Here is a 23,864-nt window from a genome sequence, read left to right on the forward strand (position 1 = left end):
CGACTCCAGGACGTAACGAGGCGCCGGAAACGCAAATGGCCGTGCTCATCCTGATGTTCAGACTGAACCGGCTCGGCATTCACAGCTGGAAAAGGGAGGCGGGTCAGTGATTGACCCAACGCGGGATTGCTTTAGCCGCCGCGATAGGGGGCTCTGGCTAACCCCTTGATATAATGGTCGGAGTGAGAGGATTTGAACCTCCGACCCCCTCGTCCCGAACGAGGTGCGCTACCAGGCTGCGCTACACTCCGACTTGTTGGCGTCGCCGCCAACGTGGGTGCCTTATAGCGACGCTGGCGGGTCCCTGCAAGCGGGGCCTGACAGGTTTTCGACAGCGGTGCGCCTGCCATCGGCTAGCGATTAAAAACATTGATATTTTGCCAGGCCGCGGCGTCAGCGGGCTGGGGATATCTGTCGTTTGCATGACGTTTGGGCGGCCGGCTGGCCTGGCTGTGAATGGCGGTTGTCGTCCAGGCCGCCGGCCACAGACGATGCGGGAGGGGGCATCCAGCCGGTGATATCCAGATGGGCGTGTGCGCTGCCGCACCAACAGCCGCGCCAGTAATTGGCACTGTCCCGAACGTTGGGGCGGCGCTGTCGTAACGTGTTGATGACGTTAAGAAACAGTTAACCGCTTTGACGGAACTAATACCCGCCAGGGTCGGAACAGGAAACGGGTTGCGGCGTTGAGCCATATCCGTGGTGAGTAGCGCTGCTGCGCCTCTCTGGACCAGCGCCGGACGCTGTTTGCGGGATGTACGTGGAGGTTGAACCGTGTCAGCAACGGTTTTGGGCAGTCTGATTGTTGTCGCCGCAAGCACAGGTGTTATCGCCCTGCTGATTTTCCTGCTCCCGGTTCCACGCGTGGCGCGAACCGGCATGTGCGCGCTGGCGGTGATGTGCGGTCTGGTCTGGGGAGTTGATCAGGTGCGCATGGCTTCGGTTGCCGATCCGTCGCAACTGGCGATGATGCGGCTTGCTCCTGACGCGCGCCTCTGATCGCTGGCGGTTGGCCGCCTGACGCACGCTATTCGCCGCTGCCGCGTGTTCGCTGCTCATGAAACCGCCTGCCTGGGGGTTGTGAACGGCGGTCCGTTGCGGCGCCGTCACAGAGGGCGGGCGTTATGCACAGACGCCCGAATTTGCCGGCGGTCACCGATTGCCACGATAGCGACCCCAGCTTATGTTCCGCGCGAGTTGGGGCGTAGCCAAGTGGTAAGGCAGCGGTTTTTGGTACCGCCATTCCCAGGTTCGAATCCTGGCGCCCCAGCCAGTGAATCTTCTTCATATATAATTGGGTTAAGTCAGCCCCTTATGCAGGGCGCTTTTGGTGCTGGCAGCACTGGAAGTAGCGTCGCTGGTGGCGCTGACAGCGTCGCGTCTGGCCTCTGACAGCAAAGCAAAGACAGAGGGAGATTTTTTGAGCAGGGATGGCCCCTGCCGGCTGCGTTAGTGCGCCGGTAGGCTGATCTTGGCCTGAAAGGGCCGCGCACCTGTCCTCCAGTTCCCTGACGATATCCTGCAGGCGCCTGTGGAGCAGGGCAGGCGGTCGATGCGGGGGCTGCTGATGATCTCCCGCAAGCGCTCAGGGCCTTCACCGCAACCCGCCACTGGTGACTGAGCTTTTTGCGTCGGATTGCGAAGATGAAGATGTGGACGCATCCGCGACCTGCAAAGCGCAGGGGCCGCCCGGGTTTCACCAGAACTCAATCAGCCAGGCTTGTCCGGCTCGGCGTCAGTCCCGCGTTTCAAGCTGTTTTGTGAGCCACCAGGAGCCGCCTTCGCCAATGGCGAGGGCGATGAGCCCGCCGGCGAGGAGCAGGGGCAGGTGGGGGCCGAGGATCTCCCGGAAGGCGAAAAGCCCGATGAATACGGTTGTCAGCGCCAGCGCGCCTGCCAGGGACAGCAACTTCAGGGCCAGCATCGCGGCTATCATTTTCATCGTGGCTCCACGCTGTTTGACGGAGCGCGGGGTAATTTCGAAGCGCGCCGCATACGCAGCGGGCGGCGCGCGCGTTGCCCCGCCTTCCCCAATCAGCCGGGAAGAGCGCGATTGTAATTCCAAACCGGCGAATTGTCAGTCAACAGTCTGGCGGAGGGCTGGTTTGCCTCCATAAGCGGGCGCCCTTTTTCCCGCCGGTCGCCGCTCGGCGACCCGCTGGATCATGCGATCAGATCCGTTGTGATGCGGCGGGTTTCATAGGGCAGTGCCTTGGTTCATCCTGTCAAGGGCGCGCGACCGGAACGTTATGGCCAGGCGGGCGTTGCTGAAACAAGGAGGAGCTTTGGCCATGAACACCATCCGAATTCTCATTGTCGCTTCAATGACGACGCTGGCGTCGTCTGGCATGGCGATGCTGAGTTCGCCTGCCGTCGCACAATGGACCGGACCTTCCGACACGAAACAGGCGATGCAGCCGCCTTACGCCAAAACCACGGTTTCAGCGATCAAGGCCAAACCGGTGGATGACCAGAAGGTGACGCTGGAGGGAACAATCGTTCGCAAGACCGGTGACGAGCGATATCAGTTCAAGGACGAGACCGGCGAGATTTCGGTCGAGATTGATGACAAACATTTTCCCAGGGAGCCGGTTGGAGCCGCCACCAGGATCAGGATTGAGGGCGAGGTCGACACACATCTGATGAAAGATCCGGATATCGACGCTGAGCGGGTCACTGTCCTGAAATAGCGCGCGCCGCGTCGGCGGCAACTTGCTGCAGTGGCAGCGAACTGTCTGTAAACCGGAGCATCCCGCCCGTTCGCCCGCCAGGTCGGACGGGCGTTTCGCGTGGCCGGCATGAGGATCGACCCAAGGATCGACCCACGTTCTCGCTGCTACGAAAAACAGCGTTGGGCGGCCAGGTGGCTACACTTTTTGGGTCAATGCGTTTACGTGACCCATGTATCGGGGGTGAATCTGGCCGGCGCCGCGCGCGCTGGCCTGGGGGGCGCCTCCGGAAAGATTTCCCCTCGCTGGGGAGCCTTGGGCGTGGGGTCAGTTTCCCGCGCCCGAAGACGCGGGAGATGAGATATGGCCGGACAGGTCAGGGAACCGGACGCGCTGGATGGTGAAGCGGGCCGCGACGCCTTGCGCAACTTCCTTGAGGGGTATTTCGGCGAAAGGCCCGAGCGCTTCGAGGTCGACAAGATTTCCGGTGGCCAGTCCAATCCGACTTATTTCATCGATTTCGGCGACCGTCGCATGGTGCTGCGCAAGCAGCCGCCAGGCAAGCTGCTGCCGGGCGCCCACGCCATCGATCGCGAATTCCGCGCTCTGGAGGCGCTCAACCCGGTTGACGTGCCGACCCCGCGCGCCGTGTTGCACTACAGGGAGCGGGACGTGCTCGGCACGCCGTTCTATCTCATGGACCGCCTTGACGGCCGGGTCTTCCATGATTGCGCCCTGCCAGGCATCGCGCCTGAAGAACGGCGCGCCATCTATCTTGGTCTGGCGGAGGCCATGGCGAAGCTGCACGCCGTGCAGCCGGAAAAGATCGGGCTGGGCGATTTCGGCAAGCCGGGCAACTATTTCCAGCGTCAGATTGCCCGCTGGACGCGCGCCTACAACGAAAGCCCCAGCGAGCGCATTCCCGCCCTCGACAGGCTGGTGGAGTGGCTGCCCGCCAACATGCCGGAAGACGACGGCCGCGTCGCCATCGCCCATGGCGACTTCCGCCTCGGCAACATGCTCTACCACCCCACCGAACCGCGGGTGACCGGCATCCTCGACTGGGAGTTGTCGACCCTTGGCCATCCGCTGGCGGATCTGGCCTTCGCCTGCATCCCATGGCGCACCACGCCGGATCAGTACGGCGGCATTAGCGGCCTTGATCATGCGGCGCTGGGCATCCCGACCGAGGCCGAGTTCATCGCCCATTATTATGAGCACGCCGTGCCGACGGCGAAGCTGCTGCCGTTCCATGTGGCGTTCGCGCTGTTCCGCTTTTCGGTGATTTTCCTCGGCATCAACGACCGGGTGCGCGCCGGCAACGCCGCTGGCGACGACGCGGCGAAGCTGGAGCCGCTGGCGCGCGAAATGGCGGACCGCGCCGTGGAAGCCATCGGCTGAGGCGGCGGGCGAGGGCGCTTTTCGGCCCGGCGGCATCGCCCGGTCGATCAGAATTCGCCAGGCACAGGACGCCGCCCGGGCGTCCGCTTCGGCGCGGAGCGCTTCATCCGCCTGTCAGCAACCGTTCGAAGTCGACGCGGCTGATCAGCCGCGCCGCCGTATCGGCGGTGGTCCAGGCGATGAGCAGCAGCACCGCCATGATCAGGCAGGAGCGAAGGCGATGTCGCGCGTTCCGGGGACGATCCCATGGGTCGTCTGGTGAGCGCGTGATCGCATTGGCTGTCAGGGTGCGGCGGCTGACGTATGGCGGTTGGCCGCCCTGGGAGGCGCCGCATGGCGTATGGACGCTTCTCCCGCGTTTTCGCCGCCAGAACAGCAGCGTGACATAGAGTTGCGCCCGCCAGCGCGCGCCGCCCGCGGCGGCGACGAGCGTGAAGGCGCCCGGTTTTTCCGGCGGCGGACGAAGATCCTGATCCATGCTGTCTGCCTGTTTCTGGCCAGACAGATTACCGGGTATTGGACAGGGTCCCCTGTCCGGATGGAAGTCAGGCGCTCTCGATTGCTGCGCCGATGTGCGCGACGAGCCATCCGGCGGCCGCAGGTTGGACGCCGTTGCTCGATGGTCATTCGCCTCCGGTGTAAATGTTGCGGAAGGTTGATGTTGCGCCGCCCGCGCCCCCGGATGAGGAACGGCGAAAACATCCGTGATCGGGAGTTTCCAATCAGCCGCTTTGGACCGTCGGGACGGCGGGAACGCGGGCGCTGTCCGATAACGCCGGAAACAGGAGCTTCCCATGTCCGATATTGCCGAGGCCAGGGCGATGGCCCGTCGCCTGCGCGCGGCGCTTGCCGCGCGCGATATGGCGGTGCTTCACGCCTTCGCGCTGGAGCTGGCCGCCGGTCAGCCTGCATTCCCCGACTGGAGCGCCGCATCGGCTGCGCCTTCTCGTGAGGGCGAGGCGCCCGCCGGGGAGCCGGCGTCCGTCGCCCGGGCGGAGGGCGCTGTCCGCTTCCTGCAAACCATCCCGATCCTGCGGATTTTCGATGAAGCCAGGGCGCGGGAGTTTTATTGCGGGTTCCTGGGGTTTTCCGTCCAGTTTGAGCACCGCTTCGCGCCCGATCTGCCTCTGTATATGGAGGTGGCGCGTAGCGGCGTGCGGTTGCATCTCTCGGAGCATCACGGTGACGCCAGCCCCGGTTCGACCCTGTTCGTCCCCATGCAGGGCGTGCGGGAACTTCATCGCGAACTGTTGGCCAGACATTACAACTACAACCGGCCGGGCCTGGAGACGTTGCCCTGGGGCGAGCAGGTGGAGGTGCATGACCCGTTCGGCAACCGCATCCGGTTCTGCAAGCAGAGCCAGGACGCGGGCGGGTAGGGCGTTTTCAGCGCAAAGGCCGCCGCCTTGCTGGAGATGGTCGCGCTCCTGTTTCCACCGCCACACTCATGGTGACGGGCGTCCGCGCCTTTGGGCAGGTCAGCGTGGTCCTGTTGCGGGCGCGGCGCGTTCGTGGGTGGCCGGACCAGGGCCGGCCACGCGGGCGTGAGGACTGGCAGGGGGGCGGCGTGCCGCCCGTCCCGCCGCCGGCTCAGGCCGGCTCGCCGTCGGCTTTCGGGAAATCCGTGTAGCCGTGGCTATCGCCGCCATAAAAGGTCGGGCGGTCGTAGGGAGCCAGCGGCGCGCCGGTCCGCAGGCGTTCTGGCAGGTCGGGGTTTGAGGTGAAATAGCGGCCGAAGGCGATGATGTCGGCGTGGCCGGCGGCGATGGTTTCTTCCGCCATGTCGCCGGTGTAGTTGCCGGCCGAGATCAGCACGCCCGGCCACAGCGGCCGGAACAGCTCGGCCGCCGACGGCACGCCCTTGTGGTCGACTTCACGCTGGCCGGCGCCGCTGGCGCGCGGCTCGATCAGATGCAGGTAGGCCAGGCCCATGGGCGCCAGTTGCTCCACCACGTGGCTGTACAGCGGCATCGGATCGTCCTCGCCGGAGCCGTTGGCCACGCCAAATGGCGACAGGCGCACGGCGACGCGCCCAGCGCCGCAGGCGGCGACCAGCTGCCGGGTCACTTCCAGCAGCAGGCGGGCGCGGTTGGCGATATTGCCGCCCCAGTGATCGTCGCGCAGGTTGCTGCGGCTCTGCAGGAACTGTTCAAGCAGATAGCCGTTGGCGCCGTGAATCTCGACGCCGTCGAAGCCAGCTTCGAGGGCGTTGAGGCCGGCCTGGCGGTAGACGCCGATCAGTTCGTGGATTTCCGCGTCGGTGAGGGCGCGGGGCGTCGGCATCGGCTCCGGCGTTCCGCTGGCGGTCATCACCTTGATGTCGGCGGCGACGGCCGAAGGGGCGACGGGCAGGGCGCCCCCTGGCTGATAGGACGGGTGCGACACCCGACCCATGTGCCACAATTGCAGGAAGATCTGGCCGCCACGGGCGTGAACCGCCTCCGTGATGGCTTTCCACCCGGCAATCTGCTCAGGCGTATGAATGCCCGGCGTATGAAGCGCGCCGCGCCCGGTGGGATGAATCTGGGAGGCTTCGGCGATAATCAGCCCGCCTTCGCTGGCGCGCTGGCCATAATAGACGGCGTTGAGCGACCACGGCGCTTCGCCTGGGCCGGCGCGCATGCGGGTGAGAGGGGCCATGGCCACCCGGTGGGACAGAGCGAGTGCGCCGGCGCGCAACGGCGAGAACAGGCGCGGCCGGCGCGTGGCGGCGTCGGTCTGCGCGTCAGTGGTCTGCGCGTCAATGGTCCCGGGGGCGGTTTGCCTGATGGTCTGCATCGACAAGTTGTATTTCCTCCTGCATCCGTCATGCTGGCGCGGTTGGGCCAGAGAACGGAAGGCCGCGCCTTGTTGTTGTGGCGCATGCTCCTGTGCAAAGTGATAACCGCTTTGGCGGGAAACGCCATGGAGCGATCCGGCATATGGAGCGATCCGGCATATGGGGCGGCAGCGGTCTGACCGGACCCGGTTGCGGCTGCGCGCCGGGCTCTATCTGATACACAGCCGCATGCGCGCGGCCATTTGGCGGGGATAGCGGTGAACAATGGGTGAAGCGAAGGTTGAGGCGGATCCAGGAGCCAGTCGCGTCCTGCGCATATTGGTCGACGCTGACGCCTGTCCGGTCAAGGAGGAGATCTACCGGGTCGCCGCCCGACATGGCGCGCCTTGCCTCGTGGTCGCCAACAGCTTTATCCGCACGCCGCGCGACCAGCAGGTCGAGTTTGTCCGCGTCGGCGACGGCTTCGACGCCGCCGATGACTGGATCGCCGCCCGTTCCGGCCCTGGCGCGGTAGTGGTGACCGCCGACGTGCCGCTGGCCAGCCGCTGCGTCGCCGCCGGCGCCGTGGCGCTGGGGCCAGATGGTCGGGGCTTTACGGAAAACTCCGTTGGCATGGCGCTGGCCATGCGCAATCTGATGCAGGATTTGCGCGAGGCAGGCGCTGTCACCGGCGGTCCGCGACCGTTTTCGCCCCGCGATCGGTCGGCGTTCCTCTCGGCGCTGGATCTGGCAATCGTGCGCCTGAAGCGGGCGGGTTTTGCGCCCTAGGGCGATGTCCGGCGTTGGCCGCCGCCGCCCCGTGGAAGCGGGCAACCCGGGGCGCTCGCCCGGAAAACGCTCCGGGGTCTATCCGTTCATGTTGGACAGGGGTTGCCCTGTATTTTTGCATTCGGGCGTTTTCTTCATGCGAAGCGGCGTCCGCTTCGCTGGAAAATGCTCTGAAAACCCCAATTATACCGCGCATTCGGCGCCATGTTGACCGGCGCCTGTTCTGGCCGGCGACCCGCTGTGACCCAGGTTGTGCACATCACCGGAACCTGAAGCGTTCCCGTCTGTTTTCGCCACATGCGCGCCCCGATCCGTGACCACATCTCCACTCCGCCGCGATGAACCGGTCGCCTGGTTTGGCGGCGGAGTTTCCGTCCCGTGGACAGAAATGCGCCGGCGCGCCGGCGCGGTCTATTGTCAGCGCATCCGTGTCACGGAACACTGGGGCGAATCGTCTGCGGAATGGCTGTTGCATGCCTGGTTGTGAAGATGCTGACGCATCCGCGACCGGCAAGGCCCACATCAGCGCGACGCATGTCCTTGCAGGAATGCCTTGCGCCGCCCGGGCTTCATCAAGGCCAATGAGTCAGGCCCATGGGGTTTGGGCGTCAAACAGAACTGGAGAGCAGGGCGTGAGCACATACCGTCTCGACAGATTGTTCCGGCCCGCCTCTGTCGGCGTGGTCGGCGTCAGCCGCAGGGCGGGCTCACTGGGCAGGGTGTTGCTCAACAACCTGCTGGCCGGGGGCTTCGAGGGCAAGGTTTACGCCATCAATCCAGCCTTCGCGTCCGTCGATAACCGCATCGATCTGCCGGGCGTCACATTCGCCGCCAGCCTTGAGGAGCTGCGTGAGACGCCGCCGGATCTGGTGGTGATCGTCTCTCCGTCCCTCACCATCGTCGAGAACGTGGCGGCGGCGGGGCGCATCGGCTGTTCGGCGGCCATTCTGGTGCCGCCGTCCCATGGCGTCAGCGCGCCGGAAATCCTCGCCGCCGTGCGGGCTGAAGCGCGCAAGCATGGCTTGCGACTGATCGGCCCCGGCGGCGTCGGAGTGATTTCGCCGCGCGTCCGGCTCAACGCTTCGCTTGGCGCCCGCATGCCCGGGGCCGGCGACATGGCGCTGATCTCCCAGTCCGGCGCCATCGCCAATGGTCTGGTGGAGTGGGGACGCCAGCACCAGATCGGCTTTTCCGGGGTCATTTCCATCGGCGAGCAGGCTGACGTTGATGTGGCCGACTGCCTGGACTATTTCGCCGTGGACGACCGCACCCGCGCCATCCTCGTCTATGTGGAGGACATCGCCGCCGCGCCCAAGTTCATGTCCGCCGCCCGGGCGGCGGCGCGGGGCAAGCCGGTGGTGGTGCTGCGACCGGGGCGTCACGAACGGCGCCCGCCGAGCGCCGACATGACCAGCGTCGCCGCTTTGGCGACGCGGGATGCGGTCTATGACGCCGCCTTCCGTCGCGCCGGCCTGCTGCGGGTGTTCGATCTTGACGAGATGTTTTCGGCGGCTGAAACGCTTGGCCGCCAGCGGCCGTTCCATGGCCGCCGTCTCGCCATCATGGTCAACGACCGGGGCGTTGGCATGGTGGCGGTGGACCGGCTGCTGGATTTGCAGGGGGCGCTGGCGGAGCTGACGCCGGAAACCCGCGCCAGGCTGGACACGCTGATGCCGGAGCGGGCGCCGGTCAGCAATCCGGTGGACACCACTGGCTATACAGATCCCGAATCTCTCGATGTGCTGGCGCGGACGCTGCTGCTCGACAAGACAGCCGACGCCCTGCTCGTCATCAACATTCCCAGCGCCCTGGCCGACTCCAACGAAGGCGCCCGCGCCCTGGTGGAGGCGGTGAAGACCCACCGCAAGGGGCGTGCGCTGCACAAGCCGGTGCTGGCTGTGTGGGTGTCGTCGGACGCCGAGGCGGGCCGGATCTTCGATGAAGCCGGCATCCCGCACTTCACGACCGAGGCCGAGGCGCTGGCGGGCTACATGCACCTGGTGCGCTACAGGGCGGCGCTTGATCTCCTGATGGAGACGCCCGACGCCCTGCCGCACGATTTCGCGCCTGACGTCGCGACGGCGCGGACCCTGATCGCCGACGCCATCGCCGCTGGGCGTGACTGGTTGAACCCGGTTGAGATCCAGCAATTGTTGCGCGCCTATGAGATACCGGTTGTGCCCGCGACCTTTGTGGCCAACGCGGAGGATGTGGTCGCCGCAGCGCGACCGTTGCTGGCGCAGGGCGATCAGGTCGTGGTGAAAATCGTCTCGCCCGAGGTGCCGCACCGCACGCGCATTGGCGGCGTGCGCCTGGACCTGCGCAGCGAGGCGGCGGTGCAGGCGGCGGTTGACGAACTGCTGGAGATCGCCAGAGGGCGTCAGCTCAGCGGCTTTGTGGTGCAGCCGATGGTCGACGAGCGTGACTCGCGCGCCCTGATCGCGGGCATCACCGATGATCCGCAATTTGGACCAGTCATGGTGTTCGGGCGCGGCGGCTCGGCCGTGTCGGTTATCAATGACATCGCGCTGGCGTTGCCGCCGCTCGATCTCAAGCTGGCGGAAGTGATGATCGCCCGCACCCGCGTTTCCCTGCGTCTCAAGGGGTATCGCGACACCGAGCCGGCGGATGAGCACGCCATCCGGCTCACGCTGGTGAAGCTGTCCCAGATCGCGGTGGACCTGCCGGAAGTGCGCGAACTGGAAATCAACCCGCTGCTGTCCGACAGCCAGGGCGTGGCGGCGCTCAACGCCAGGGTGCGGGTGGCGCCTGCCCCGGCCGGCGAGCGGCATGGCTCCGGGCATCCGCGCCTTTCCGTGCGGCCCTACCCCCGCGCGTGGGAGCGCACGATCACCGGCCGCAGCGGACGGGCCTACTTCGTGCGACCGGTGCGATCCGAAGACGAGCAGATGTTCATCGACTTCATGAGCCAGGCTTCGGAGGACGATCTGCGCCTGCGCTTCTTCGCGCCGGTGCGCGATTTCAATCACGCCTTCGTCGCCCGGCTGGTGCAGGTGGACTACGCCCGCGCCATTGCCTTCGTGGCTATTGAGGCGGCGACAGGCCGGATGGTGGGGGTGGTGCGTTTGCACGCCGACTCCAACCACGAGAAGGGCGAATACGCCATCATGGTCCGCTCGGAGCTCAAGGGCACCGGGTTGGGCATGGAGCTGATGCGCCTGATCATCGAATGGGCGCGCGCCGACGGCATCCGCATCGTTGAAGGTCAGGTGCTGCGTGACAACCAGGCGATGCTCGGCGTCTGTCGCAAGCTCGGGTTTTCGATCCGCGCCGACCGCGACGATCCGTCCGTCATGATCGCCACATTGCCGCTGGAGCGGGCGGCGGACGCCTGAGCGGGACACACTGCTGGAGCAAAATTCGCTGACGCCGGAGCGGCGTTTTGCTCCGATTACAAGTCAGGGGGCGATTTGCCTGATCCATTGGACCGGCTTGCGGTTCTATGGATCAGGATCGCACTCTCTCAAGTTGATTTGATGCGCTTTCCAGCGAGGCGGTCCTGCCTGCGCCGGAAAGCGCCGCCAGGGCGACGCGCGGTCTGACCGGGCTCCGCGCCGGGATGCATGACCACTTCAGGAGGAAAACCCCATGACCGATCGCACGGCGGCCGGAGCCGGAGAAACATCCCCCGCGGCGCCCGGGAATGGCTCTCCCCTGGGGTGGCGGCTCCCCGCCAGGGCCGATCTGGGGCTGCGCAGCATCGCGGCGGGGCCGCTCAGCGCCGGTCTGCTGCCGAACGGCGCGCTCTATGATCTGGTTCATGAAGCGCCACAGGGCCGCATCATGATCAACCAGGTCGCCGGTTCCGGCGTCGCATGGGGGATCGGGCGGATTGTGCTGCGCGCCGGCGATCGGGCGCCGGTGGATCTGCTGGGGCCGGGCTTCGACGGGGCTTTCGCGGCGGAAGGCGACCGCGCCGTCTGGGAGGGGCAGGTTGCGGGCGGCGCCAGCGGCGCGGCCCTGACCTGGCGCGTGACGCTGAAGCTGCACGCGGACGCCCTGTGGACCTGGCGCATCGACCTGGGCAACACGGCGGGTGAGGCGCAGGACGTCGACGTGATCCTGATCCAGGATCTGGGGCTCGGCGACCGCGGTTTCCTCATGAACAATGAAGCCTATGCCTCGCAATATATCGACCATACGGTGATCGACGACGCGGCGCGCGGCCCGGTGGTCCTGAGCCGGCAGGCGCTGGATCAGGGCGGGCGCCGGCCGTGGGTCGCCCATGGCGGCCTGCAGCGCGTGGCCGGCTTCGCCACCGACGCCGCCGATATTTTCGGGCCGGCGTTCCGGGGCGCCGGCGCGCTGGCGGGGGGCGATCTGCCGTCGCGCCGGTTGCAGCGGGAGGTCGCCTGCATTGGCCTGCAATCCGGCCGTCTCGGCATTGCGCCAGGGGCGAGCCAAAGCGTGGAATTCTTCGGGCTGTTCCGGCCGGACCATCCGCAGGCCTCCGGAGCGGACGACCTGGCCATGGTCAATGCGGCGCTGGAGAAGCTGAAGCCGGTCGCCGATGCGGCCGCGGTGCTGAAGCCTGCGCCTGTGCGTCGCTCAATCCTCCAGGCGGCGCCGGCGCTGACGGGCAAGCGGCTTGACGCGGCCGCCATCGAGGCCTTGCACCCGCAGCGCCTGTCGGAAGAGGTCATCGACGGCGCCATCGCCTCGTTCTTCGTCGCCGAGGGCGCGTATAACCGGCACGTGGCGTTGCGCGACAAGGAGCTGACCATGCAGCGCCGGCATGGGGCGCTGATCCGCAGCGGAACCGGCGTGCTGCCAGCCGACGACATTTTTTGCGCCACCTGCTGGATGCACGGTGTGTTCGGCGCTCAGCTGACCCTCGGCAACACCTCGTTCCACAAGCTGTTTTCCGTCTCCCGCGACCCGTTCAACATCACGCGCGGCAGCGGCCTGCGCATTCTGGTCGACCAGGGCGAAGGCTGGCGACTGCTCACCACGCCGTCGCTGTTCGAGAATGGCCCCAATGATTGCCGCTGGATTTACGCGGTTGAGACAGGCGGCAAGGCGGGTCGCATCGTCGTGCAGGCTTTCGCCAGCGTGCAGGAGCCGGCGCTGCGCTGGCGGGTGAAGATCGACGGTCCACCCGCCCGTCTGCTCATCGCCGGGCATTGCGTCATGGGCGAGCGTGAACTTGGCCAGAGCGCCGCCGTAGTGGTCGACGCGCCGGCCGGCCGGGCCATGCTGCGGCCAGACCCTGCCTCGCTGTGGGGCCAGCATTATCCGGAAAGCGTCTATGTCTGGCAGGCTGAACAGCCGGAACTGACGCGGCGCATTGGCGGCTCCGAACTGCTGTTCGCTGACGGGGAGGTTGCGTCGGCGGATGGCGCGGCGTCGGAACCATGGCTGGTCATCGAGACGGAGCCGACCAACAGCTTTGCTTTCGCCATCACCGGCAGTCTCAGCGACGCCGCGGCCGCGCTGAAGCTGGCCGATGAGGCCGCCGGCTGGGACGCACTGGCCGAGGCCCAGGCGGTGCGCGCGCACTGGGGACGGTTGACCCGTGGTCTTGGCGTCGCCGGCGGCGGGCGGGCCGAAGGGCTGTCCCTTGCGCTGCCGTGGCTGGTGCAGAACGCCATCATTCACGTCTCCGTTCCGCATGGGCTGGAGCAATACACCGGCGGCGCCTGGGGCACGCGCGACGTTTGCCAGGGGCCGATCGAAATGCTGCTGGCGCTGGGCCATGACGCGGCGGCCCGGCGGATCATGCTGGCGGTGTTCGCCGAGCAGTACGCCGGGCGGGGCGACTGGTCGCAATGGTTCATGCTGCCGCCCTATTCGTTTATCCGCGACCGCTCCAGCCATGGCGACGTCATCATCTGGCCGCTGAAGATGGTTTGCGATTACATCGAAGCCACCGGCGACGTGGCCTGCCTCGAGGCGCAGGTTTCCTGGCGCAACTATGACGACGCCACCGCGTCGGCGCCCACGGACAGCCTGTCGACCCATATCGACGTGCTGCTGCAAACCGTGCGGAGCCAGTATCTGCCGGGCGCGCATCTGATCCGGCTGGGCGAGGGCGACTGGAACGACTCGCTGCAACCGGCCGACGCCAGCCTGAAAGAGCGGATGGTCAGCGCCTGGACGGTGGCGCTGCTGTTCCAGCAGCTGAACCGCTACGCCGCCATTCTGGAGCGCATCGGTCAGGCCGGCCGGGCGGCGCCGCTGCGCGCCGACGCGGCGGCGATGCAGGCGGAGGTCAACGCCCTGCTGATCCGCGACGGCGTCATCGCCGGTTACGGACTGTTTCCCGAAGAGGGCGACGGCGCCCTGCCGGAACTGCTGCTGCACCCTTCCGACAGCCGCACCGGCGTGCGCTATTCCATGCTGCCGATGGTGCGGGCCATCGCCGGCGGCATGTTCACGCCGGAGCAGGCGGCGCGACATCTGGATATCATCCGCGATCATCTGGCCGATCCGGACGGCGTGCGCCTGATGGACCGGCCGCTGCCGTATCACGGCGGCGTCGAGACCATTTTCCGCCGGGCGGAATCCGCAGCTTATTTCGGGCGCGAGATCGGCCTGATGTACACCCATAGCCACCTGCAATACGCCCAGGCGCTGGCCGCCCGGCTGGAGCAGGCGCGCGACGACCAGAGTCGCGCCGCCTTGCAGGAGGCGCTGCTGGCGGCGTTGGCGCAGGTCAATCCGGTGGATGCGGGCGCGGTGGTCGGCAACGCCAGCCCGCGCCAGCGCAACGCCTATTTCAGCAGCAGCGACGCCGCCTTCGACAACCGGGCCGGGGCTGACGCGGAATGGGGCCGGGTGCGGGCGGGAACCATCGCCGTTGACGGCGGCTGGCGGGTCTATTCCAGCGGTCCTGGCCTGTTCACCAATCTGGTGGTGCGCGATCTGCTGGGCCTGCGGCGGGATTTCGGCGCCTGGCGCGGCCGCGCCGCCGCTCCACCCGCGCTGGTCGCCACGCTGGAGCGCGATCCGGAAGGCTGGGAGCCCGTGCTGGCGTGAGGGCTCCCGCCGTGGGGCCGGGCTTGACCGTTGAACCGGAAGGTGGGGCGCGGGTGTCCGCAACAAGCGGGCGTCCATGCGAATTCCGGCTCTGCGGCTTCGCCCCTGATCAGGCGGGGGCTGCGAAAGCCTTCAGGTCTGCAGCGCGCGCGCGAAGCCGAGCAGGGCGAGGCCGTTTTTGATCTCCGGGCAGCTCATGAACAGCTCCCAGAGAAGGCCGCTGCGGTGGTTCTCGATCATGCAGATGATCGGTCCCTGGTCGATGGCGATGTGGGTCGGCGAGGCCCAGTTGCGCGCGTCGCTGAATGACGAGACGAAGCCGAGATTGGTCCAGATGCGGTCGCCCTTTTCCTCGTAGAAGCAGCGCAGCGCCGCCAGCGACTCGTCGGGCGTGTAGGGCATGGAGCTGATGGCGGCGGTGGGGGAGATGACGCCCATGTCCTCCGTCGGCGACAGGGCCCGGTAGCCGGCGTCGGTTTCGGTGGCGGTGAGACCCCAGCAATTGGGGCCATAGCCGGCGAAGCCGAGCGGATTGCGCATGCACCAGGCCCGGTTGATCTGGGTGTGGCGGACGTTCTGCATCCAGTAGTCAGCGTACTGGTCAGAGAGACCGCGCGGGTCCAGGCCCATGAAGGTGTAATGGGCGAAGAACAGCGGCCCGCCCCAGTCCGGCCCCAGCGGCAGCTCCAGGCCTTCGTAGGTCCGGCGGTTATCGAACACCCGGGCTTCGGCGTAACCGCGATGATAGACACGCGGCGGGGCCGGATAGCGCGGCGCCGAGGCGGCGAGGATGTAGGTGATCAGACATTCGTTCCAGCCCCGGATCTCATGATCCAGCACCCAGCCGTGATTGGGGCTCCAGTGCCAGAACAGCACCGCCTGGTTGTCCTGGGTAAACCAGTTCCATTCGGTTTCGCCCCACAGAATGTCGGCCCAGTGACGAATTTCCGCCTCCACCGCGTCGTCGCGGTGGAAATACTGGCGCACGCACAGCAGTCCCATCATCAGGTAGGACGTCTCGACCGTGTCGGCGCCGTCGTCCTTGCGGCTGAAGGGAATGGTGGCGCCGGTGGCGCCGTTGATCCAGTGCGCGAAGGCGCCGTGGTAGGTTGGCGCGTTGATCAGGAAGCGGACGATTTTCAGCACCCGCTCAGCCGCTTCGGCCCGGGTGACGAAGCCGCGCTCAACGCCGACCAGAATGGCCATCAGACCGAAGCCGCTGCCGCCCACCGCCGCCGTGTCGGGCCGGCTATGGTAGAAATCGGTGCGCTCATAGGCGAGGCCGCTGACCGGATGGGCGAAATCCCAAAAATAACGGAAAGTGTTGCGCTGCGTTTCGTCGAGCAGGTCGTTGTCGCTCAGACCGCGCCGCACCGGCGCCATGTGGAAAAGCCCATTGGCCATTTACGCGCTCTCCTGCCTGTTCCTGCCGATTGCCTGCAAAATGCGCTTTCCGGGGCGCGCGACGTCCGCTGGGCCGGAAAGCGCGCCAGGGCATTTTCGGGAAAAGTGGAATCCATCTGTCGTTAAGAAATTGCCCCAGCTCAAAAAGTAGGAGCAGACGGCCGGTTCATTTTGACCGGGTTTTTCGCGGTTCGCCGGAATGGACTGCAGGGCTCCCGGCGCAAGCCGGCTCCTCGCGCTCCCGCCGCTCCAGCCGCACGATCCTGGTGAACATGTCCGGGTTTTCGACTTCCGGCCCCGTATAGATCAGCCCGACGTCCGACAGTTCCTCCCTGAACATGTCGAGGATCGTCTTGCGGGACGCCGGGTCCAGCTGATGCAGCGCTTCATCCATGATGATCCAGCGCGGGTGCTGCAGAACCGCGCGCACCAGGGCGACGCGCTGCTGCTCGTCCACCGGCAATTCACGATCCCATGTGCCGGTCCTGTCGAGCTGGTTCTGCAGTTTGCCAAGGCCAACCCGATCCAGCGCCGTGATGATGTCGTTGTCAGCCACCTTGCCGCTGCAGGCGTAAAGAATGGATTCGCGCAACGGGCCGACCGGCAGGAACGGCGAGCGGGGCAGGAAGACGATTTCCCGACGCGGCGGCGTGATGATGTCGCCGGAGCCGCGCGTCCAGAGGCCGGCGATCGCCCTGAACATGGTGCTCTTGCCGACGCCGGTCTCGCCGGTGATCAGCAACCGCTCGCCGGGGTGGACCGTCACGTCCTCGCTCATTCTGGCGACGTGATTGTTACAGTGCAGCTCCACATGGCGCAGCGACAGCTCTTCGGCGGCGCCGGTTTCCCGGTGAATGCGCGGGCGGCTGTCCGCTGGCAGGTGATCCAGCGCGATCAACGCCTGACGGAAGGAAACCACGCGGATCAGCGTGGCCTGCCAGTCGGCGATGACGGCGAAATTGTCGACAAACCAGCGTAGCGCCTGCTGCACCTGGTTGAAGGCGCCCACAGCCATCATCAGCGCGCCGAAGCTGAGCTTGCCGCTGAAATAGGCCGGCGCGGCGACGATGATCGGCGCGACCAGGGCGAACCAGCCGTAACCGGAGGTGATCCAGGTGAGCCGCGTCAACGCCGACACCAGATTGCGCATGGCCGCCAGCACGTTGTTGAGCGGCTGCTCCAGCGTGCTGCGTTCGTGCGCCTCGCCGCCCTCCAGGGTCATGGCGTCGACGTGCTGGTTGGTGCGCACCATGGCGACGCGCAGGTCAGCCTCGCGGGCGTAGCGCTCGCTATTGTAGGCGATGAGCTTTCGGCCGAAGATCCAGCTCAGCCACGAGGCCGCGCCGGAGTAGAACAGCGCCGCCCAGACCATGTAGCCTGGGATGAAGAACTCCTGCCCATCCCATGTGAACACCACCGAGCGCGACAGCATCCACAGCACGCCGACGAAGCTGAGCAGCAGCAGGGTGGACTGAAACAGGCCAATGGCGAGCTGGGCCGACAGTTCCGTGAGGTGGCGCACGTCCTCGGCCATGCGCTGGTCGGGGTTGACGCCGATATCGCCGGCGCGGCTGATGCGATAGGCCCGCCCTGGCTTCAGCCACTGGTCGAGCAGATCGCGCGTCGCCTGCTTGCGCAACACCAGCTTCAGCATTTCCTGAAGCCATGTCTGCGCCACCACTAGGCACAAAAGGATGCCGGCGATGAAGGCGAACTGGGTGAGCTGGTTCAGGAACGCGGTGAAGTTACGGGCGGACAGCGCGTCATAGAACGGCTGGTTCCAGGCGTTGAGCCTGATCTGCATGTAAGCGACGCCGCTGACCACGACGACGACGCCAAGGATGAGCAGGCCAAGCTGGTTGCGCTCGGGCGACACCAGGGCCGAGCGCAACAGCAGCATCACATCCGCGATCAGAACGCGCGTGCTGTCTTCTGGCCGCCCCGTTTCCGCTCCAGCGTGCGCGGCTTTCTCCGTCCCGTTGTGCGGGACGCCCGCCGCTCCATTGTGCGGGATTCCTGGGTCGGCGGCTTTCTCGCTGGCCTTCGCCATCCATTGCTCCCACGCCGCCAGGGCATGTCCGGTTCGTCAGGAACCAGGGCGCGGTTTCCTGACTGGGACGCAAACGCGCCCGGATTTTGACAGCAGGGAGCCGGATATCGCGTTTTGGGCGGGATCGCTTCCCGTTTTCACCCAAAACCAGCCTGCCCCAAAGACCTGCTTCAGGAACCTGCTTCGGGAACCTGTCTCAAGAACCTGCCTCAAGGCGGCTGATTCGCCCACAGGATACCCTGCGTCCGTTAACCCGCCCATTGCGGCGTAAAGCCGGCCGCCTGTCCTTTCTGTACAACTGCCGGGGAGCGATCCGGTTGCGTCGCCATTGCCTGGCCGACGGGGGGCGGGCATGCTGTCGCCGATCAGGTTGCAACGGAATCCCGGCCAGCGGGGCGCCGCTCGATACGGGAGCCGTCATGTCGCACCGCCCCGCCAGCCCTTTGGCCGGTCTCACGCCGCAGGACATTCTGGCGCGCATGACCCTGGACGAGAAAATCGGCCAGTTGCACATGGTCAGCGCCGATGCGGTGATCACCGGCCCCTCCGGGCCGCCGGACGGCCTGCGTGATCTGGATCAGGGACGCATCGGTTCGGTGCTCAACGTCTGGGGCGATGAGGCGGCGGGCCTGCAGCGCATCGCCGTGGAGCAGAGCCGGCTCGGCCTGCCCCTGCTGTTCTGTCTCGACGTGGTGCATGGGTTTCGCACGGTGTTTCCCATTCCACTGGGCGAGGCGGCGAGTTTCAGCGACGAGATCTGGCGAGACACCGCGGAGGCCGCGGCGCGCGAGGCGGCGGAAGCCGGCGTGTCGCTAACCTTCGCGCCCATGGCCGACGTATCGCGCGATCCGCGCTGGGGCCGCATCTGTGAAGGCGGCGGCGAAGACCCGCTGGTCAACGCCCGCATGGCGCGAGCGAAAATCGCCGGCTTTCAGGGCGATGATCTGCGCGATGAGGCGCGGCTCGCCGCCACGGTCAAGCATTTCGCCGCTTATGGCGCCGGCGTCGGCGGGCGCGAATACGATTCCGCCGATGTGTCGGATTACGCCATGGCGGCGGATTATCTGCCGCCGTTCCGCGCCGCCGTTGAGGCGGGCGTTGCGGCGCTGATGCCGGCGTTCCTGGATATCGCCGGCGTGCCCATGACCGCCAACCGCGCCTTGCTGACCAATGTGCTGCGCGAGGCCTGGGGGTTCGGCGGCGTCACCATCACCGATTACAACGCTGTCGCCGAACTGATCGCGCACGGCGCGGCGGACAGCGGCCTTGCGGCGGCGGCGCTGGCCTTCAACGCCGGCAATGACGTGGACATGGTCTCCGGGCTTTACCATCGCCACCTCGCAGAGGCGGCGGCGCAGGGGCTGGTGACGTTGGCCGATATCGACGCGGCGGCGCTGCGCGTGTTGCGGCTGAAGCAGGCGCTGGGGCTGTTCGAGAATCCTTATCGCGCCTGCCCGCCAGCGACGCCGGCGCAGATCGCGGCGCGGCGCGGCGCGGCGCGACGGGCGGCGCGGGAATCCCTGACCCTGCTGCGCGATCCGCAGGGCGCGCTGCCATTGCCCCGCCAGCTGGACCGTATCGCGGTGATCGGCGCGCTGGCTGGGGCCGCCGCCGACATGCGCGGCGCCTGGGCCGAAACCGGCGATGTCAGCGCCATTGTCACCATCGCTGACGGCGTGCGGGCGGCGTGGCCGCAGGCCGGCGTCAGCGTCTGCGGCGATGATCCGGCGGAGGCCGCCGCCGCCGCCCGCGCCGCTGGCGTCGCCATCCTGTGTCTTGGCGAAACGGCGGCGATGAGCGGCGAGGCGGCGGCGCGGGCCAATCCGGCGTTGCCAGATGGCCAGCAGGCGTTGCTTGAGGCGGTGCTGGCCACCGGCGCCCGGGTCATCGTGCTGCTGTCCTGCGGCCGGCCGCTGGCGGCGCCGCAGCTGTTCGCGGCGGATTGCGCCGTTCTGGTGATCTGGGGCCCGGGCAGCGAAGCGGGGCATGCCATCGCCGACGTGCTCAGCGGAGCCGCCAGTCCCTCCGGCCGTTTGCCGGTGAGCTGGCCGCGCGCCGTTGGGCAGATACCCGTGTTCTATGGCCGCCGCGCCACCGGTCGTCCGCACGAGGCCGGCAACCGCTATTCCAACGGTTACGCCGATCTGCCGCTGGCGCCGCAATTCCCCTTCGGCCATGGCCTTGGCTATGCGACATTTGTCTGGAGCGATCTGCAGGTCAGCGCCGCCAATCCCCCCGACCGTACGTCGGCGCTGACCATTAGCCTTGAGGTGCGCCGCGAAGCCGGCGGCTCGCCGGAGGGCGGGGACTGCGCCGCGATCGAGACGGTGTTTCTGTTCGCCAGCGTGCGGGTTCCGGGGCGGACGCGGCCATTGCTGCTGCTGCGCGATTTCACCCGCATCGCCTTGCGGCCAGGCGAGACGCGACGGATTTCGTTCAGCGCCAGCCCCGACTGGCTGGCGCAGGAGGGGCTGATCCCCGCGCCAGAGGTCGTGTCCTTCCTTGAGATCATCGTCGCGGCGTCGGCGGAGCCAGAGGCGGATCCGGCCCGTTGCCTACGCCGGGTCCTGACAGGGCCATGCGGGGACTGACAGCGCAGGGCGGGCCCTGACATAGCAATGATGGAGCGAACCATGGGCGGGCAGGCGGCCGAACTTCTCACCGACTGGCTCGAACGTCAGCAGCAGCGCGCGGCGGAACGCCTGTTCAGCGCCATTTCCGCTACCCATCTGGTCAAGCAGCGCGAAGGCTTTGGCCAGATCATCACGCCGGCGCCCGGTTCGGTGCTGGCCTCGCCGGTCGACGCGAACTGGGACCCGGAGCCGGACTATTTCTTTCACTGGCTGCGCGATGGCGCGCTGGCCATGGAGGCGGTGCGGCTGTTGCGGGCGGCGCCGCAGTTCAGCCGGCTGGCCGAATGGGAGCTGGAGCAATATGTCGGTTTCAGCCTGCGCCTCGCCGAACTGGATGGCGCGGCGCGGCTGGCCGAGGCGCCGCTGGAGCGAGGCGTCGCCCTGCAATTCCGCCAGTACCTTCGTGACGGCGATGAATTGCTCGGCATACGCGGCGACGTCGTGCGCGGCGACGTGCGCTTCAATCCGGATGGAACCCTCGACATCACCCGTTGGTCACGGCCGCAGTACGACGGGGTCGCCCTGCGCGCGCTCGGGTTGTTGCGCTGTGTCGAGCGCCGCCAGTTCGCCGAATGGGCGGAGCTGATTGCTGACGATCTCGACTGCGTCGCGCGCAACGCCGATCGCCCCTGCGTTGATTTATGGGAGGAGGAAGAGGGCTTTCACTGCCACACCATGCTGGCGCAATACGCCGCCTTGCGCGCCGGGGCGGCGTGGGTCGAGGCGGAGCCGGCCGGGGCGGGGGAGGCACGGCGCGCCCCGCTTGAGGGGCGGGCGCGTTTGTGGGCCGCGGCCGCGGAGCGCCTGTGGCCACAGCTGATGGCCCTGCGCCGCGATGATGGCGACGGCTGGGTGGCCAGCCGCATGGCGCCGCCCGGCGGCGCGGAGCCGTCGGCGGGCAAGCTGCTCGACGCGTCCGTGATCCTTGGGGTTGTCCACGCGGACCTTAAGGATGGTCCGTTCAGCGTCAGCGACCCGTTCGTTCATGGAACCTTGTTGCGGCTGGAGGCCTACTACGCCGCTGCTTTTCCGCTCAACCGGCGGTTGGGCGCGGATTGCGCCCCGCACCTCGGCCGCAATCCGGGCGACGTCTATTTTGACGGCGGGGCCTGGCCGCTGATTACGCTTGCGGCGGCTGAACTGCGCTTCCGGCTGGCCGCCGCCATTGCGGCCGGCCGGACGCCGGCTGAGCAGATCGCTCCGGCGCTGTGGTTTGGCGACGCCGTGCAGCAGGAGCCCTGCGCCGCGGCGCGTCTGCTGTTGCGGGCGGGCGACATGGGGCTGGCGGCGGTGCGGGCGGTGACGCCCCCCGATGGAGCCATGGCCGAGCAGGCTGATCGCGACACCGGCGCGCCGCGCTCCGCCCGCGATCTCACCTGGAGCTACGCCGCCTTCCTGACGGCGCTGGACGCGCGCGGCCAGGCCCTGGCCATGATGGGGCCGCGCGGCGACGTCGATTGAAACACGATAGAACGGCTTGGATTGAAGCGTCTGGCTTGAGACGTCGTGGCAACAGATGATTCATGATTTCAAGGCATGATTCTCTGACGCCGCAAATACTCAACTTCGCTTTGACGCGCGCCGGACTGTCTGGCTGACGGCTAAAAACCGAATCGCTTCCAGGCGATGCGCCGGATTGCTGAGGCGCGGCTCCAGGCGGATCCGGCGTCGGCATCGGCGCTGTTGAAGTTCTGGTGGAGATTCAGGAGCGAGGAAGGGCGCGAGTCATTTCATGGCGTTGCGCCAGCAAGCTGACGGGTCGATTCAGGCGCGCGATCGTCCGGTTGCAGCGCAGGGGCCGTCTTGCTGTCAAAGGGATTCCGCAGGCTGGCGCAAGGCCCTGTTATCTGAATCATTTTGCCGGAATGGCTATTCCCGCCGCCGGCTGACGTTTTGATTCTGTTTTTGCCGGCAAGCGCCTGGGAAAAGACCCGATTTGCTGCCTGGGCGCCTGGGGGCGGCCGACGACGCGTTGCGGCTCCCCGGGCCGCTCAGTCCGCTGCGGAAGGCGAGCCAGGCCGCCAGATCGTCGCCAGTTCATCAGGCGTTGGGCGGACGATTCCGGAAATTCCCGTATCGGGTTGAAATGTAGATTTTATTCCATCTCTGGGGCGGCGGCGGCGTGAGTGGCTGGCGACTATCGCGGCGGCTGCCCGCTGTTGGATCATGTCCCCGCGAGAGGCTGGCGTTCACGATCCTGCATCTGAAACAGGCGGTCGCGCCGCGTCGGGGCCCTCTGGTGGATGGCCCAAGCCGTGGGCAAACGCCGCCCAGCAAAAAGGGGCCCGCAGGCCCCTGATGCGCGCGGACCTACGTCCGCTCAGTGTTGACTGCCCCGGGAGCAACCCGGGGCTGGCGCCTCAACCCTTGGCGCGCTCCACATACGAACCGTCGGCGGTCATGACGACGATCTTCGTGCCGGTTTCGATGTGCGGCGGCACGGTGGTGCGGGCGCCGTTGGAGAGGATGGCCGGCTTGTAGGACGACGACGCCGTCTGGCCCTTGGTGGTCGGTTCGGTCTCGACCACTTCCAGCACCACGCGCTGCGGCAGGGTGATGGCGACGGCGTTGCCGTCGAACATCGACAGCTGCACGATCATGCCTTCGATCAGGTAGATGGCCTGGTCGCCGATGACGTCGGACGGCACTTCCACCTGGTCGTAGTTTTCCTGGTTCATGAAAATGTAGCGATCGCCTTCCTGGTAGAGGTAGCTGTGATCGCGATCCTCAACGAAGGCGCGCTCCACCTGCTCGGTGGTCTTGTAGCGCTGGCTGGTCTTCACGCCGTCGGAAATCCGGCGCATGTCGATCTGCGTCGTCGGCGTGCCCTTGCCGGGGAAGAAACTCTCGGCGGAAATAACCGTATAGAGCTGACCCTCAACCTCAAGGACGTTGCCCTTGCGGACGGAACTGGCGATGACCCTCACGTGTGACCTCGTATGACATTGTCGCCATGCAGCCGCGAGCGCGGCCATGACGTCTGAAGACTGGCGGACGCATGGGTCTGGCGATGCGGCCCCAGACGGCGTCTGGCGGGCGTCGCCGCCCGGGCATGCGCCCTGCGGACCTGGTTGCGAAAAACTCCGTGTCGACGCGGCCCGGGCCTGATGACGGCCTGACGGCGGCCGGGACAGAAGCGCGCCGGTGATGTAAACACCAGG

15 protein-coding genes and 2 tRNA genes are annotated in these 23,864 nt (G+C 66.9%); 10 read left to right on the forward strand and 7 right to left on the reverse strand.

Translation table 11 applies throughout. The features are described 5' to 3' along the window. Positions 1-174: 174 nt before the first annotated feature. A tRNA-Pro gene (locus IE243_RS01890) sits at positions 175-251 on the reverse strand. A 523-nt stretch (positions 252-774) separates the two neighbouring features. Here IE243_RS01890 and IE243_RS01895 point away from each other — a divergent pair. Beyond that, positions 775-999 carry a hypothetical protein gene (locus IE243_RS01895; protein WP_191317628.1) on the forward strand — a complete coding sequence of 75 codons (225 nt, stop codon included), beginning with the start codon at positions 775-777 and terminating at the stop codon, positions 997-999. A 199-nt stretch (positions 1,000-1,198) separates the two neighbouring features. Further along, positions 1,199-1,273 (forward strand) — tRNA-Gln (locus tag IE243_RS01900). Positions 1,274-1,735: 462 nt separating this feature from the next. On the opposite strand, the gene IE243_RS01905 is transcribed toward IE243_RS01900, so the two are convergent. Beyond that, complete coding sequence (locus tag IE243_RS01905) at positions 1,736-1,942, reverse strand: hypothetical protein (RefSeq protein ID WP_191317629.1); 207 nt, start codon at positions 1,940-1,942, stop codon at positions 1,736-1,738. Between the two features lie 349 nt (positions 1,943-2,291). On the opposite strand from IE243_RS01905, the gene IE243_RS01910 reads away from it, so the two are divergent. Continuing rightward, positions 2,292-2,690, forward strand: coding sequence for a YgiW/YdeI family stress tolerance OB fold protein (locus tag IE243_RS01910; protein ID WP_210319780.1), 399 nt, complete (start codon positions 2,292-2,294; stop codon positions 2,688-2,690). A 342-nt stretch (positions 2,691-3,032) separates the two neighbouring features. Then, the gene (locus IE243_RS01915; protein ID WP_191317630.1) at positions 3,033-4,070 is read left to right on the forward strand and encodes a phosphotransferase family protein; all 1,038 of its coding nucleotides are present in this window, start codon (positions 3,033-3,035) and stop codon (positions 4,068-4,070) included. 103 nt (positions 4,071-4,173) lie between these two features. On the opposite strand, the gene IE243_RS01920 is transcribed toward IE243_RS01915, so the two are convergent. Next, on the reverse strand, positions 4,174-4,548 hold the full coding sequence (locus tag IE243_RS01920; RefSeq protein WP_191317631.1) for a hypothetical protein: 375 nt from the start codon (positions 4,546-4,548) through the stop codon (positions 4,174-4,176). Between the two features lie 316 nt (positions 4,549-4,864). Between IE243_RS01920 and IE243_RS01925 the strand changes: the two genes are divergently transcribed. Next, on the forward strand, positions 4,865-5,449 hold the full coding sequence (locus IE243_RS01925; protein WP_191317632.1) for a glyoxalase superfamily protein: 585 nt from the start codon (positions 4,865-4,867) through the stop codon (positions 5,447-5,449). A 211-nt stretch (positions 5,450-5,660) separates the two neighbouring features. Here the strand turns inward: IE243_RS01925 and IE243_RS01930 are convergent, their stop codons facing one another. Next, positions 5,661-6,854 carry an alkene reductase gene (locus IE243_RS01930; RefSeq protein WP_244642622.1) on the reverse strand — a complete coding sequence of 398 codons (1,194 nt, stop codon included), beginning with the start codon at positions 6,852-6,854 and terminating at the stop codon, positions 5,661-5,663. Between the two features lie 259 nt (positions 6,855-7,113). Here IE243_RS01930 and IE243_RS01935 point away from each other — a divergent pair, with 259 nt between their 5' ends. The 3 genes from IE243_RS01935 (at position 7,114) to IE243_RS01945 (ending at position 14,616) form a co-directional block, all read left to right on the forward strand. After that, a complete protein-coding gene (locus IE243_RS01935) occupies positions 7,114-7,617 on the forward strand; it encodes a YaiI/YqxD family protein (protein ID WP_191317633.1) in 504 nt (167 codons plus the stop codon). 632 nt (positions 7,618-8,249) lie between these two features. Next, complete coding sequence (locus IE243_RS01940; RefSeq protein ID WP_191317634.1) at positions 8,250-10,973, forward strand: bifunctional acetate--CoA ligase family protein/GNAT family N-acetyltransferase; 2,724 nt, start codon at positions 8,250-8,252, stop codon at positions 10,971-10,973. A gap of 253 nt (positions 10,974-11,226) precedes the next feature. Next, the gene (locus IE243_RS01945; protein ID WP_191317635.1) at positions 11,227-14,616 is read left to right on the forward strand and encodes a cellobiose phosphorylase; all 3,390 of its coding nucleotides are present in this window, start codon (positions 11,227-11,229) and stop codon (positions 14,614-14,616) included. 132 nt (positions 14,617-14,748) lie between these two features. Here the strand turns inward: IE243_RS01945 and IE243_RS01950 are convergent, their stop codons facing one another. Both IE243_RS01950 and IE243_RS01955 read right to left on the reverse strand, forming a co-directional pair. Then, a complete protein-coding gene (locus IE243_RS01950) occupies positions 14,749-16,020 on the reverse strand; it encodes a glucoamylase family protein (protein WP_210319781.1) in 1,272 nt (423 codons plus the stop codon). Between the two features lie 166 nt (positions 16,021-16,186). Continuing rightward, complete coding sequence (locus tag IE243_RS01955) at positions 16,187-18,070, reverse strand: ABC transporter ATP-binding protein/permease (RefSeq protein ID WP_191317636.1); 1,884 nt, start codon at positions 18,068-18,070, stop codon at positions 16,187-16,189. Positions 18,071-18,489: 419 nt separating this feature from the next. On the opposite strand from IE243_RS01955, the gene IE243_RS01960 reads away from it, so the two are divergent. Both IE243_RS01960 and IE243_RS01965 read left to right on the forward strand, forming a co-directional pair. Next, on the forward strand, positions 18,490-20,661 hold the full coding sequence (locus tag IE243_RS01960; protein WP_244642624.1) for a glycoside hydrolase family 3 N-terminal domain-containing protein: 2,172 nt from the start codon (positions 18,490-18,492) through the stop codon (positions 20,659-20,661). A gap of 42 nt (positions 20,662-20,703) precedes the next feature. Beyond that, complete coding sequence (locus IE243_RS01965; protein WP_191317637.1) at positions 20,704-22,164, forward strand: glycoside hydrolase family 15 protein; 1,461 nt, start codon at positions 20,704-20,706, stop codon at positions 22,162-22,164. A gap of 899 nt (positions 22,165-23,063) precedes the next feature. Here the strand turns inward: IE243_RS01965 and efp are convergent. Next, positions 23,064-23,630 (reverse strand): elongation factor P, encoded by a 567-nt coding sequence (efp, locus tag IE243_RS01970; RefSeq protein WP_191317638.1) that lies wholly within the window; start codon positions 23,628-23,630, stop codon positions 23,064-23,066. Positions 23,631-23,864: the final 234 nt, after the last annotated feature.

The organism is Camelimonas fluminis, from assembly GCF_014656355.1.
In the GTDB taxonomy this organism is placed as follows: domain Bacteria; phylum Pseudomonadota; class Alphaproteobacteria; order Rhizobiales; family Beijerinckiaceae; genus Camelimonas; species Camelimonas fluminis.

What these genes read in the sequence shown, in the direction of transcription:
- IE243_RS01905 (WP_191317629.1), bottom strand. Translation starts at nt 1,942, where the DNA reads ATGAAAATGATAGCCGCGATGCTGGCCCTGAAGTTGCTGTCCCTGGCA.
- IE243_RS01910 (WP_210319780.1), top strand. Translation starts at nt 2,292, where the DNA reads ATGAACACCATCCGAATTCTCATTGTCGCTTCAATGACGACGCTGGCG.
- IE243_RS01915 (WP_191317630.1), top strand. Translation starts at nt 3,033, where the DNA reads ATGGCCGGACAGGTCAGGGAACCGGACGCGCTGGATGGTGAAGCGGGC.
- IE243_RS01920 (WP_191317631.1), bottom strand. Translation starts at nt 4,548, where the DNA reads ATGGATCAGGATCTTCGTCCGCCGCCGGAAAAACCGGGCGCCTTCACG.
- IE243_RS01925 (WP_191317632.1), top strand. Translation starts at nt 4,865, where the DNA reads ATGTCCGATATTGCCGAGGCCAGGGCGATGGCCCGTCGCCTGCGCGCG.
- IE243_RS01935 (WP_191317633.1), top strand. Translation starts at nt 7,114, where the DNA reads ATGGGTGAAGCGAAGGTTGAGGCGGATCCAGGAGCCAGTCGCGTCCTG.
- IE243_RS01945 (WP_191317635.1), top strand. Translation starts at nt 11,227, where the DNA reads ATGACCGATCGCACGGCGGCCGGAGCCGGAGAAACATCCCCCGCGGCG.
- IE243_RS01950 (WP_210319781.1), bottom strand. Translation starts at nt 16,020, where the DNA reads ATGGCCAATGGGCTTTTCCACATGGCGCCGGTGCGGCGCGGTCTGAGC.
- IE243_RS01955 (WP_191317636.1), bottom strand. Translation starts at nt 18,070, where the DNA reads ATGGCGAAGGCCAGCGAGAAAGCCGCCGACCCAGGAATCCCGCACAAT.
- IE243_RS01960 (WP_244642624.1), top strand. Translation starts at nt 18,490, where the DNA reads ATGTCGCACCGCCCCGCCAGCCCTTTGGCCGGTCTCACGCCGCAGGAC.
- IE243_RS01965 (WP_191317637.1), top strand. Translation starts at nt 20,704, where the DNA reads ATGGGCGGGCAGGCGGCCGAACTTCTCACCGACTGGCTCGAACGTCAG.